Genomic DNA, 11,151 nt, shown 5'->3' with positions numbered 1-11,151 from the left:
TCAAACTTCCTCCTTTCGCCGTCGTTACTTCAACCCGGAAATTTTGATGCCGCGAATAATGTATTTCTGGAAGATCAGGAAGAGCACGATCGTCGGCACGGCCGCCAGGCTCGATCCGGCCATCAGCATCCCCATCTCCGTCCCGCGCTCCGAGCGGAAGGTGGCCAGATACTGCATGATTTGAAACAGGTTGACGTTCGTAACCGTCATCGTCGGCCAAACGAAGGAGTTCCAGTAACCTAGATACGAGCCGATGCCGACGATAACGAACACCGGATACGACATCGGCAAGAAGATATGCGTGAAAATTTTGAAGCGTCCCGCTCCGTCGATCAAAGCCGCTTCCTCCAGCGCCAGCGGAATATTGAGGTAAAACTGGCGAATGAAAAACATGTGTCCGGCAGAAGCAACGCCCGGCAGCACGAGTACCGCCAGCGTATCCAGCATCTGCAGCTTGGTCACGACGATAAACGAAGTCACCAGAATCGCCATGCCGGGGATGAACATCGTCATGATGACGTACACCCATAGCACCCGCTTGAAGCGGAACTCCAGACGGGCGAACACATAAGCGGCAGAGGCGTTAATCGCCAGGCTTAACGCGGCGAATAACACCGCCCCGCCGAACGTAATGATCATCGATTTGAGAAACATGTTGTCCTGCAGTATGGAGATGTAATTGCCGACCAACCACCGCTCCGGGAAAAACCGGAACGGCGTGGACAGCACCTCCGTTTTGGCCTTGAATCCGGCGATCGCCATCCACAGCAAAGGAAACAATGCGATACAGGCGACCAGAATGCCGGCGGCATGCAGGACGATTTTGCCGAACAACGCTTTGTTGTTATTCATCGTCTCTTAGTCCTCCATCCGGGTTGAATTTAACCGTCCACCGCTTTATCCGAATTCAGCACCTTGAAGATGATCGCAGAGATGCTGCCCAGCACGAGGAACAACAGCAGCGCCGAAGCGATGGAGTGACCTACGAGCACGTCGTTCCGGAAATGGTTGAAAATGTACAGGTTCGGCGTTTGCGTCTCGTTGAGCGGTCCGCCGCCGGTCATGACGAGTGGCAGCTCGAACTGCTGAACGGCCCCGGTGAAGCCGGTGATCAGCAGGTACAAAATGACGTTTTTCAGCAGCGGCAGCGTTATCCGCAGCATTTTCGTCAGCCCGCCGGCTCCTTCCAGTTCGGCCGCTTCGTAGTAGCTCTCCGGGATGTCAAGCAATCCGGCCAGCATGATCAGTGTCGTAATTCCGAAGCCGAGCCATACGACCGGCACCGCGAGGCTCGCGAGCGCCGTCCGGATGTCGGCAATCCAAGCCAACTTCTCCAGCCCGAACAACCCGAGCAGGTAATTAGCCAAGCCGGCGTCGTAATCGTAAATAAACGCGAAGACGATCGAGGCGATGATGCCGGAGATGATCGTCGGAATGTAGATCGACGTTTTCACGAACCCGGACCAGCGTCTTCCCATGCCTTTGATCACGTGAGCGAACAGGAAGGCCAGCACCAGTTGGGCCGGAACGACCATCAGCGAGAAGCGAAGGCCGATCAGGATCGACTTCGTAAACAGCGGATCGGTCAATACGTTCGCGAAATTGCGGAACCCGACGTAAACCGAATCCTGATAAAAACTCCAATCGTAGAAGCTGACCTGGATGGCATACGCGAACGGGATAATGACGAATACGGTGAGCAGCGCCAGAATCGGCAGCAGCATCGCGTACGCCACTTTGTTCTCATAACGATGCTTGGAGCGATGCATCCTTATTCACCGCCGTTAGCTCTCGGGTTCGTCCCTGCCAGCTTCTGCTTCTCGATGAAATTGTTGATTTCTTTCTCCGCGGTCGCGAGCGCCTTATCGACGTCCTCGCCTTTCATGGCCTTTTCGATCGCAGTGGCAAAGAACATGCTGATGTCCCAAGGATACACCGGCTCCGCTTCGGAATAAGGCACGATTTTCTCGGAAATCAGCTTGCGCCACTCGTCGTTTTTCGCGTCTGGATCCTGGTTCATCGCTTCGTCTACCGATTTGCGCGGCGAGAATTTGGAGAATTGGCTCGTTCTGAAGAAGTCGATCATAATATTCGGATCGCCGGCCAACAGCCAGCCGATATATTCCGCAGCCGCTTCGGGATGTTTGGACTTACCGTCGACGACCAGCGTCCAGCCGCCCAGTGTAGCGGTCGTTTTGGTCTGATCTCCGTCGATCGAAGGCATCGGGGCGACGCCAATATTGTCCAACATGTTTTTGTATTCGTTGCGGAACAAGCCGATCGACCACGATCCACTGATCTGCATTGCGGTCTTCCCTTGCCCGAACGGCGCCGCATCCGCGTAACCGGCCAATTGCTGCTTCGGCATGATCCCTTCCTGGTACAGCGTCTTGTAGAAGTTCAGCAGCTCCTTGTAGCCGTCGACCATGACATCCGCTTTGGACCAGTCGTCCGTGATCGGAAGATGCCCGGCTGCGTTATATTGCAGGCCCCAACTCGACCATCCGAGGTCACCGGCGGTTTGGGCCGTCGATAAGCCGTACACGCCGTTTTTGGTGAGTTTCTTTCCATAATCGATCAACTCGGCCCACGTCACCGGCGGCTTAGCCGGATCCAGCCCGGCGGCTTCGAATAAATCTTTCCGGTAATACAACACCGCCGAAGGCTCAACCAGCATCGGATAAGCATAATACTTCCCCTCCACCGTGACGAAACCCTTGACATTGTCGTGCAGGTCATCGATCAAGCTAGGGTCCAGATAGTCGTTCAGCGGCAAGATCTGGCTTTGCTTCGCCGACGGCGCGAGATTGCTGTAGTTCATCGTCATCACGTCGGGCGCCTTGCCGGCCGCTTGCGCCGCTTTCAGCTTTTGCGCCCAGGCGTCTCCCGGCACGATCGTCAGCTTGACTTCGATATCGTCATGTGTCTTGTTGAATTCGTCCGTCCATTTCTTGAACCAGGCATCGGTCGTCTCCTCGAACTTATTAGCCCAAAACTCGATCTTGACCTTCTCCTTCGGAGCCGCGTTATCGCCGGTCGTCGTTTCCTCGGCGGCGTTTCCTCCAGCCGTTTCCGCATTTCCACCCGAAGCGGCATTCCCGCCGTTCCCCGCACCCCCGCAGCCGGTTACGAGCATGGCTACGATCAGCAGCAATCCCAATGTCCACGACAATCCTTTCAAACGACGCTGTTTCATTTGGTTAACCTCCCTTTTTTATTCGGCAAAACTTCTATTTAAACGCCTTCAGGCGCTTAAACCTTAGCGGAACACCCTTATGGGCTCAATCGCCGGGGCCGGATTCTTCCAGCGTGGCTTTGAACCAGAACACGTTATACGGATCCCAAAGCGATAAGGTAAAATAGATCGTCCGCCCGTCGTCCGCAAGAAACCGGTCATTCATGAAAGGCGCGTACAATCCCGGATAATCGGCAGCCGGAACCAAATCAAGCGCGTCACCCCACGGCCCCCAGGGGGTTAAGCCTTCCCGGAGGACGACGCCCTGGCCTTCCTTCAAATAAGTCATCAGCCACCGCTCCACCCCGGGGTTCCAGATCACGGACAGCTCCCCGACGGTGTCGTCCACCACGAGCTTGGCTTGGTCCATGTCCTTGCTCCATCTCGGTTCTCCTTGTTCGTCCTCGCCCGCAAAATATTCGTAGCTGCTGAGGTCCTCGAGGTTTTGTTCCTTGACCCGCATCAGCTTAACGCCGCCGAAACGGCCCGACGGGATCGTCCAGAAATAGATTTCTGCTTCCTCGCCGTCCCCGGTCTTGAACGGGCTCACCTGGATAAACCCGCTGTCTCCCGGCCACTGGAGCCCTTCCACGACCGACCAATGCTCCCCGCCGTCTTCCGATTTAGCCACTCCGGAGTGATTGACATCCCATGTTCCGGGATCCCCCCAATGTTGGACCGACATATAGTAAAGGTACATGGCTTTGTTTGCGGCCAAACCATGCGTAGGGATCACGGTCATCTCGTCGTAATCGAGCTTCTTCGACGGGATCAGTTCTTTGGCCAGCCCGACCTCATCCGTAATCATCCCGTCGAACGTGATCCCGTCGGTCGGATCGGTGTCCGAGCTGTAGGCCATGACGTTGGATCTCCAAAAGCTGCCGCCCCCTCCCGTCATCCCATCCGGCCTTTCGCCAAACGTATCGCCGAAGACGAAGTAGGTTTGATCCCCCATCGTGAACATCGAACCTAAATCGGTTCCGTAAACGGCGTACCGAACCGTAGGGTTCAGCGAATCCTTGCCGGTCAGCTGGGCGATTTGCTGCAGATTGGCAGTGTTCTTTAAAATAAACGTTTCCCCCACGGGCGCCGTCGTCCGAGGGATTCCAGACGGCTCCTTGCCGCAGGAAGCGGTCAATAGGAGCATCGCGGAGAGCAACATCAACGACAAGCTGCGCAACGGTATTCATCCCCTTATCGTCGTCCCCTTAGGGCGCTTGAAAATGGCTTTCTCGCTATTCTGCAATCGATTGCAGATTGTGGAAACATGCTCCTTCGCCTGGGCGAAATCGTTGGCTTCGCTTCCACCACGTTAAGCCCCCTTTCGATTCGGTTTTAACCATGATATATTGAAAGCGATTACATATTTGAATTTTACATGATCCTCCCGCCTAGTTCTATGTTGGGATTTGTGATTTTTTATCCATTCTTGCTATTGTGTCCCAATCAAGATCTCATCTCTAGCAGCGACCCTATCAAATTGCGGAAATTCTATATATGATTAGAAGATCATTTAGTTTCCATGGATGGAGGATTTGTTTCCAATCTTGCTACACAGGAGGAACGGATGGACAATCAGCCAATGACGCTTCAGGACTTGATTCATCGTTTATCGCCCAACGTTCGGAGAGCCTGGAATCACCGGGTCGACGAGATGACGCTGGCGCCTCGCATCATTTTTGACTACGAACTGCTGTATATGGAAAAGGGGGAGCTCACCATCCGCGTGGAGAACGAAACGTTCGTCGCCGAGCCCGGGGATATTCTGCTGTTCAAACCAGGACTGGAGCATGCGTTCGTGGAATCGCGGGGAGAGTGCTGGATGCCGCACATTCATTTTGACGTGCTGTATTACGAGGATTTTGAACAGGTGCCGATCAATTTCAAAAATCGCAGCGAATGCACCGAAGAAGAGTTGGCTTGGCTCCGCCCCGACATCCTGGGGAGGGCCTTCGGATTTCCCAACGTCCTGCGCATCGGCAACCATGCCGAGGTGCACAAAACGCTGATGCAGATCATTCATGCCTACGAACGGCGCGACGCCGACTATCCGTTAATGCAGAAATCGCTGGTGCTGCGCATTCTTTATTTGTTGCAGAAAGGGCTGAAGGCGAACGACAATGCGCATCTTGTCATGCACCAACGCGCGATGGAACGGGCGGTCACCTATATCATGGAGCATTACAACGAGACGGTCCCGCTGGAGACGTTGTCCAAGATCGCTTGCCTCAGCTTATTCCATTTCTCCCGCATCTTCAAGCAGACGTTCGACCTAACGCCCCATCAGTTCCAAATCCGCTACCGGATCGAGAAGTCGAAGGAACTAATGATGTTTAACCGCTTGTCCTTGTCCACGATCGCCGAAAAGGTCGGTTACAGTAATGTATACTCCTTCAGCAAAGCGTTCAAACAGACCGAGGGTATGTCCCCCCGCCAGTTCATGCGCACGAATTCAAAATCGACCTAAGCCAGACTGGCCGCCCGGCAAGTCGTACGCCAGGCAGCCCGAGATGGATTGGAGGCGAAAACATCGTCCCACACCACTTAAGGACGCAAATGCTCGCGCAAGAAGGCATAGGCTTTCAAACGATGCTCGTCGGGCCCTTCCTCGTGCCCCATGAACGGGTAAAGCAGCAGCTCCTTGCCCGCTGCGGGGTTACGGTTGTAGGCGGCAGCGATTGTTTCCGGCCAGCAGATCAAATCCTTGAAGCCCGCCGAGTATAGCACGGGAACCTTGATTTTCTCGGCTAAATTCAAATTGTCGAAATAACTCAGCGTCGTAAGTACCTGCTCCAACGCTCCCGGAGTTCGGGCTACGAACTCGGCGATTTCCGAGACAGAACCGGTCGAATTCATCAACGCGAATTCCAGGTGGCACAAGTTCGGGACATTGGCGACGGCCACGCGGGGAACTTCGCTTAGCGCCGCCATCTGTAACGCTAACCCTCCGCCTTGGCTCGTTCCATACACCCCGATCCGCTCCGCATCAATCTCGGGTTGAGCGCTCACCCATTGCAGTGCTTTCCAGGCGTCAATCGTCATGGCCAATCCGTAGAAGTTCTCCGGTTCCAGCACCCCTTGAGTCATCCAACCTTTGATAGTACCTCGGGCAGAGGACAGATGATTCCCCGTTTCTCCGGTCTGTCCCCGTGTATCCACTGCAAAAACAGCATAGCCCATCTGCAGCCAAATCGCATAATTCTCCGGATTTCCCCGGTGACATTGGTACCCTTGGTAAATCACCAGACAGGCGTGCTTACGCCCTTGCCTTTCCGTACCCTTTGGGACCAAATACCAACCGTGCAGCGGCGTATCGTCGTACCCTTCAAACTGCACGCGCTCCGCGTCAACCCCCTGCATAAACGTGGCAACTGACTCCCGACGGTCGTGCAGCGGCTTGGCCACAACCCGTTCCAGGGTCCGGCTCCAAAACTCGTCAAAGTCCTCCCTGGCCGTACCCTCCGCCCGATAACGTGCCACATCCGCCATGCGTTCCTGAATCGCTCCCATGATCCGCCTCCTTTTGTGATGGATTAAATAGGCTGGTTTTATTCTACCAAAAAAATCCGCACCCGAGACATGGATCGTTAGATCGCCTCGAGTAGCGGATTTTTACGTCTGTTTATTCCATCATTTCGGTTTCTTCACAAACGGTGCAGCCTTCTCCAGCACCTCGTCTTCTGTCGGTGCGCTGACGTATCTGCCGTTAATATATACGAACGCTCTTTTGCCGCACGGACCGCAATACGATTTGCAGCCGACTTTGATCTCGGCGTCCGGCGCGAGCTTTTGCAGCTTCGGTACAAACGTCTTCATGCGGATATGATTGCATTTATCGCAAATCCGAATATCGTTAGCCATGCCTGGTCCCTTCTTTATCGTTAGCTAAAGCTTAGTGATCCCCGTGATTGCCTTTGGATGGGTTGGTGATAACGAAACCTTCCTCCGGGAAATACAAGTAATCGATCTTCACGCCGTCAAGTAACGGATCGGTACCTTCCACGATCACATCGATCTCCTTGTCGGTTTTGACGATTTGGTCGGCGTCGGCCGGCTTGGCCAAATCCAGTCCGTAGTGGGCATGGTCGCCGTGAGAATGGGTGATGAATACCTTCAACACCATTCCTTGGTTCTCTTCCTTCGCCAGTTCCTTTTGTATCACTTTCGCCGCATTGCGGGTAATTTTGACGTTCATATGATCTCTCCTATCGCACAAAAATATCTTCCTCTAACATTCCTATTGTAAAGAAACGCCGCCCAACAAGCAAGGCCAAACGCTAAGCCTTTGGGATTTTACGCTCCGCCCGGGTGACGAACCAATCCATCAACAGCATCGTCACGGCCATGTCGTCGATGGGAATCCACGGAAGCACATCCGGCAGAACCCAATAGAGCAGCGCCGGTACGACCAACAACAACTTGTCGGTAAACGGTATTTCACCCGAAGTCAACAGCGGGAGAGTCCGACGAAAAATATGGGACCAATGACGAAGCGACCACCAGCTTTTCCATTTCATCTCCATCCCTCCCTGTCATCAGCTAGTCATTTCTATCCCCTTTAAGATACCCTATTTTAACATGTTTCATGGCACAAAAAAATCCGGGTCATCCCCGGATCCTTCTTTCGTATTCCCTGGCTCCAACGGTTACAACAGGTACACAAGCAAAGCCAATACCACCAAATGCGCAGGATAGAAAGCCCTCCATACCCATCGGGGAAGCCGCCAGGTTTCGAGTTTTCGCCACAATCCCGGTCCATATGCAATCACGATCGTTGGCAGAATGCTGGCCAATTGAATCACCCATCCATAGGCGAACAAGTAGACAAGGTTCAAAAGCAGGTGCATCGTCACTGCTTTACCCTGTTCGGCATATTTGAAAATCAGGACTAACAGCAGCCCATACGCTCCGTAATCAAACGGAAGCACTTCCATCATTACGCAGACGCCGGCGATGATCACTGCGGATAGCGGTCCCGGTTTGGCTGCATCAAGCATACGTATAACCAAGGAGGAGACAAACAAGGTGGCCACAACGTTTAACCCGTTCGTATCGAAAGCCAATTGATAAGGAATTTGCGATAAGACAGCGAGCAGAAACAAACGAAGTGCGTATTTCCGGTAATTGGAGGTATGCACATGACCCTGGACAAGCGCATAGGCATAGATTGGAAAGGCAATCCGCCCGATAATACGCCACAGCACTTCTCCGGGAAAAAACAGCAGCCCGACATGGTCGATCAGCATGGTGATCATGGCGATCAGTTGCATGGCCTACACTCCTTTCGTCCATCCAAGAGGTTTACAAAAATTTTGATTTTCATTTATTCAAAACTTCAGTAGACTGAAATTACGCCGCTATGGCGCTTCCAACATAGATAGGGGAGTCATCATGTATTTGTTTATCGTGAATCCAAATGCAGGCAATGGCGAAGGCCGCCGAGTTTGGAACAAAATCAGTAAACTGCTGCGCCGACGGGGGATCCCTTACGAGCATGCCTTTACGGACAGCCGCGAGCAAGCGCATACATTTCTTCGGGGCCGATTGTCCGGCCAGGAGACTTGGAAAGCGGTGGGCGTCGTTGGCGGTGATGGCACGATCCATAGCCTGCTGCCTTCGCTGCGACACTCCGGTGTACCGTTAGCCGTATTCTCGGCTGGCTCGGGCAATGATACCGCCCGTGGATTTGGGATCCCGCGTCGTCCGCGTGCCGCGCTCGAGGTGATGCTACGCGGACGATCGGTTACAGCCGATTTGATTACCGTCGAGGATCGCAGCACCTTAACCGCACTGGCCGTGGGCTTCGACGCCGAGGTGGCCCGGAACGTGAACCAGAGCCGCTACAAGAAAATATGCAATGCCCTTGGACTCGGCAGACTGGCATATATTATCGGCATCTTTCATACCCTTCTCACTTTCCGTCCGGGTCCATTGAATATTGACTGTGATGGGATTGCTTATCATTTCGAGTCAGCCTGGCTGACGGCCGTCAACAATGTGGACAGCTATGGCGGCGGACTGTCCATCTGTCCTGACGCCAAGCCGGATGACGGCGTTCTCGATCTCTGTATCGTGCATGATTGCTCGAAATTGAAACTGCTGCTATTGTTTCCCACCGTATTATTCGGTGCTCATACCAAGTTTTCGTTCGTCACGATGCTGAGAGGCCGGAACATTACGGTGTCCAGCCCGATCCCGCGCCTAGCCCTGGGGGACGGTGAAGATGTTGCCGCCACGCCGCTTAACGCATCGGCGGATCCGGGTGCCATTCAAATTCTGCGGCCCGTGCCGGAAATGAGCTAACACGTCCGGTCTGTGGTCAAAAAAACCTTTGGACGGGGCAAAGGACCACCCGCCAAAGGTTTTTTTATGGCTTACCCCGCCGGGCTGGACACCTGCCATACGACCGGTGTCAGCTCGATTTGCTCGCCCAGCCACTGGCGGGCGATCTTACGAAACAATTCCGCATCCCCGCTGCAGAAGAACTGGTGTACGGGTACCCGGTTGCCTCGAGCCAAACAACCGCGCTGATGTAGCACGGTACTGATCTCCCTTGCGGTTTCATCCGCTGAACTGATTAACTTCACTTTATTCCCCATCACCTGTTGGATGGGATCTTTTAGAAAAGGATAATGAGTACAGCCAAGGATTAGACAATCGATAGGGTGTTCCTTCATTCCCCGGAGCGACTGCTGTACCACTTGCAGCGCTTCTTTCGTTTCATATAACCCATGCTCAACTAGGGGAACAAACTCGGGACAAGCCTCACTGATGATTTCGGTTTGCGGATTAAGCTCTCGCAATGCAGCGGTATACGCCCCGCTTCGGATCGTCCCCAATGTTCCGATCACACCGATTTTACCGGTTTGGGTGGCGCTGATGGCTGCTCTTGCCCCGGGGTGGATCACGCCGATCACGGGGATATCCACTTTCGCTTTAATGAAATCGAGCGCGGCCGCCGTTGCCGTATTACAGGCGATTACGATCAATTTAGGTTGAAATTGAATCAAATAATCGACGATTTGCTCGGTAAACAAGCGGACTTCTTCAGGCGATCTAGGACCGTAGGGAGCTCGGGCCGTATCTCCGAAATAAATGATCTTTTCTCTGGGAAGCTGTCTCATGACTTCCTTGCAGACGGTGAGGCCTCCCACTCCCGAGTCTAGTATAGCGATGGCTTGCTGCACGAACATACCGCATCCTTCATGTTTTAGTTTAATTCCCTCTCGTTAATTTATGACTCCGTTCTGCAAAGGGTACCTAAATCTTAACTCAATTTGCAGTGTGGAACAAGAAATCCTACTATGATGGGAAAAAAAGGAAAAAGACCCGGAGCGGGCCTTTTTCGGGTGATCGTGTACGTACGAGTTATTTGTCTTCTTCGCTTTCGCTGGTTGCTGCCGCTTCTGAAGTTGCGACTTCCAGCACGTCGGCCTCAGTCGTTTCTTCCCCCGCTACAACGCCGAGGACCACCGTCTCCTCATCGGCCACGGACTCCTCATCCGCTGCAAATTCAGAGACTTGAGCCATGTTCTCTTCCTCTGCATCCTTCGCAGGCAGACGGCTTTGAATTTCGCTGATCAAGCCTCCCGCCGCTTCCTTCACCTTACCTACTAGAACGGTGCTCTGCTCCGACACCTTACCGGCAACCTCTTGTGTCTTCTCGCCAACCTGACGAGCACCGTCGGCAATATCCTTGCGTAGTTCTTTCCCGGCTTTGGGAGCAAACAGCAGCGCCGTTACCGCACCGGCAACCGTACCGATGGCAGCACCCCATAACCAACCCTTATTTCCTTTGCTCACGACTCATCTCTCCTTTTCGGCATCTCTCCGCGAATGCCTATATCGATAATGCATTATAAGCAGCGACGGCCCGTCTGGTCACACCTGTATAGAATTATTTTTGGGCTTGTCCA

General features: G+C 53.6%; 13 protein-coding genes. 2 read left to right on the top strand and 11 right to left on the bottom strand.

The genetic code is table 11. The annotated features are described in order from the left end of the window. Window positions 1-24: 24 nt before the first annotated feature. From MKZ15_RS08060 to MKZ15_RS08045, 4 genes are all read right to left on the bottom strand, one after another. Window positions 25-852, bottom strand: coding sequence for a carbohydrate ABC transporter permease (locus tag MKZ15_RS08060; protein WP_193418435.1), 828 nt, complete (start codon window positions 850-852; stop codon window positions 25-27). A gap of 29 nt (window positions 853-881) precedes the next feature. After that, on the bottom strand, window positions 882-1,769 hold the full coding sequence (locus MKZ15_RS08055) for a sugar ABC transporter permease (protein ID WP_339821108.1): 888 nt from the start codon (window positions 1,767-1,769) through the stop codon (window positions 882-884). Window positions 1,770-1,771: 2 nt separating this feature from the next. Continuing rightward, window positions 1,772-3,196 (bottom strand): sugar ABC transporter substrate-binding protein, encoded by a 1,425-nt coding sequence (locus MKZ15_RS08050; RefSeq protein WP_339821106.1) that lies wholly within the window; start codon window positions 3,194-3,196, stop codon window positions 1,772-1,774. 85 nt (window positions 3,197-3,281) lie between these two features. Next, the gene (locus tag MKZ15_RS08045) at window positions 3,282-4,415 is read right to left on the bottom strand and encodes a DUF4185 domain-containing protein (RefSeq protein ID WP_339821104.1); all 1,134 of its coding nucleotides are present in this window, start codon (window positions 4,413-4,415) and stop codon (window positions 3,282-3,284) included. A 387-nt stretch (window positions 4,416-4,802) separates the two neighbouring features. Between MKZ15_RS08045 and MKZ15_RS08040 the strand changes: the two genes are divergently transcribed. Beyond that, entirely contained in the window at window positions 4,803-5,702 is a 900-nt protein-coding gene (locus MKZ15_RS08040; RefSeq protein WP_193418441.1) for an AraC family transcriptional regulator, read from the top strand. A 77-nt stretch (window positions 5,703-5,779) separates the two neighbouring features. Here MKZ15_RS08040 and MKZ15_RS08035 read toward each other — a convergent pair whose 3' ends face one another. The 5 genes from MKZ15_RS08035 to MKZ15_RS08015 form a co-directional block, all read right to left on the bottom strand. Next, entirely contained in the window at window positions 5,780-6,745 is a 966-nt protein-coding gene (locus MKZ15_RS08035; RefSeq protein ID WP_193418443.1) for an acetylxylan esterase, read from the bottom strand. Window positions 6,746-6,865: 120 nt separating this feature from the next. Next, the gene (locus MKZ15_RS08030) at window positions 6,866-7,096 is read right to left on the bottom strand and encodes a DUF1450 domain-containing protein (RefSeq protein ID WP_155604996.1); all 231 of its coding nucleotides are present in this window, start codon (window positions 7,094-7,096) and stop codon (window positions 6,866-6,868) included. A gap of 31 nt (window positions 7,097-7,127) precedes the next feature. Further along, window positions 7,128-7,430 (bottom strand): iron-sulfur cluster assembly accessory protein, encoded by a 303-nt coding sequence (locus tag MKZ15_RS08025; RefSeq protein ID WP_155604995.1) that lies wholly within the window; start codon window positions 7,428-7,430, stop codon window positions 7,128-7,130. Between the two features lie 82 nt (window positions 7,431-7,512). Then, window positions 7,513-7,752: a hypothetical protein gene (locus MKZ15_RS08020; RefSeq protein WP_155604994.1), complete on the bottom strand. Its 240-nt coding sequence runs from the start codon at window positions 7,750-7,752 to the stop codon at window positions 7,513-7,515. Between the two features lie 129 nt (window positions 7,753-7,881). After that, the gene (locus MKZ15_RS08015) at window positions 7,882-8,505 is read right to left on the bottom strand and encodes a TraX family protein (RefSeq protein ID WP_155604993.1); all 624 of its coding nucleotides are present in this window, start codon (window positions 8,503-8,505) and stop codon (window positions 7,882-7,884) included. Window positions 8,506-8,626: 121 nt separating this feature from the next. On the opposite strand from MKZ15_RS08015, the gene MKZ15_RS08010 reads away from it, so the two are divergent. Then, on the top strand, window positions 8,627-9,538 hold the full coding sequence (locus MKZ15_RS08010) for a diacylglycerol kinase family protein (RefSeq protein ID WP_339821100.1): 912 nt from the start codon (window positions 8,627-8,629) through the stop codon (window positions 9,536-9,538). A 71-nt stretch (window positions 9,539-9,609) separates the two neighbouring features. Here MKZ15_RS08010 and racE read toward each other — a convergent pair whose 3' ends face one another. Together racE and MKZ15_RS08000 are read right to left on the bottom strand one after the other, a co-directional pair. Then, window positions 9,610-10,428, bottom strand: a complete 819-nt coding sequence (gene racE, locus MKZ15_RS08005; protein ID WP_155604991.1) for a glutamate racemase — start codon at window positions 10,426-10,428, stop codon at window positions 9,610-9,612. 175 nt (window positions 10,429-10,603) lie between these two features. Further along, on the bottom strand, window positions 10,604-11,038 hold the full coding sequence (locus MKZ15_RS08000) for a YtxH domain-containing protein (protein WP_193418449.1): 435 nt from the start codon (window positions 11,036-11,038) through the stop codon (window positions 10,604-10,606). Between the last annotated feature and the right edge of the window lie 113 nt (window positions 11,039-11,151).

Source organism: Paenibacillus sp. FSL R7-0216, assembly GCF_037969915.1.
GTDB lineage: Bacteria > Bacillota > Bacilli > Paenibacillales > Paenibacillaceae > Fontibacillus > Fontibacillus rhizolycopersici.
The sequence above is the reverse complement of the archived record's forward strand: the minus strand, read 5'-3'. Positions and strand labels throughout refer to the sequence as shown.

Excerpts from the sequence above, each read along its gene's own strand:
- MKZ15_RS08055 (WP_339821108.1), bottom strand. The coding sequence starts at position 1,769 with ATGCATCGCTCCAAGCATCGTTATGAGAACAAAGTGGCGTACGCGATG.
- MKZ15_RS08035 (WP_193418443.1), bottom strand. The coding sequence starts at position 6,745 with ATGGGAGCGATTCAGGAACGCATGGCGGATGTGGCACGTTATCGGGCG.
- racE (WP_155604991.1), bottom strand. The coding sequence starts at position 10,428 with ATGTTCGTGCAGCAAGCCATCGCTATACTAGACTCGGGAGTGGGAGGC.
- MKZ15_RS08030 (WP_155604996.1), bottom strand. The coding sequence starts at position 7,096 with ATGGCTAACGATATTCGGATTTGCGATAAATGCAATCATATCCGCATG.
- MKZ15_RS08060 (WP_193418435.1), bottom strand. The coding sequence starts at position 852 with ATGAATAACAACAAAGCGTTGTTCGGCAAAATCGTCCTGCATGCCGCC.
- MKZ15_RS08050 (WP_339821106.1), bottom strand. The coding sequence starts at position 3,196 with ATGAAACAGCGTCGTTTGAAAGGATTGTCGTGGACATTGGGATTGCTG.
- MKZ15_RS08010 (WP_339821100.1), top strand. The coding sequence starts at position 8,627 with ATGTATTTGTTTATCGTGAATCCAAATGCAGGCAATGGCGAAGGCCGC.
- MKZ15_RS08040 (WP_193418441.1), top strand. The coding sequence starts at position 4,803 with ATGGACAATCAGCCAATGACGCTTCAGGACTTGATTCATCGTTTATCG.
- MKZ15_RS08025 (WP_155604995.1), bottom strand. The coding sequence starts at position 7,430 with ATGAACGTCAAAATTACCCGCAATGCGGCGAAAGTGATACAAAAGGAA.
- MKZ15_RS08015 (WP_155604993.1), bottom strand. The coding sequence starts at position 8,505 with ATGCAACTGATCGCCATGATCACCATGCTGATCGACCATGTCGGGCTG.
- MKZ15_RS08020 (WP_155604994.1), bottom strand. The coding sequence starts at position 7,752 with ATGAAATGGAAAAGCTGGTGGTCGCTTCGTCATTGGTCCCATATTTTT.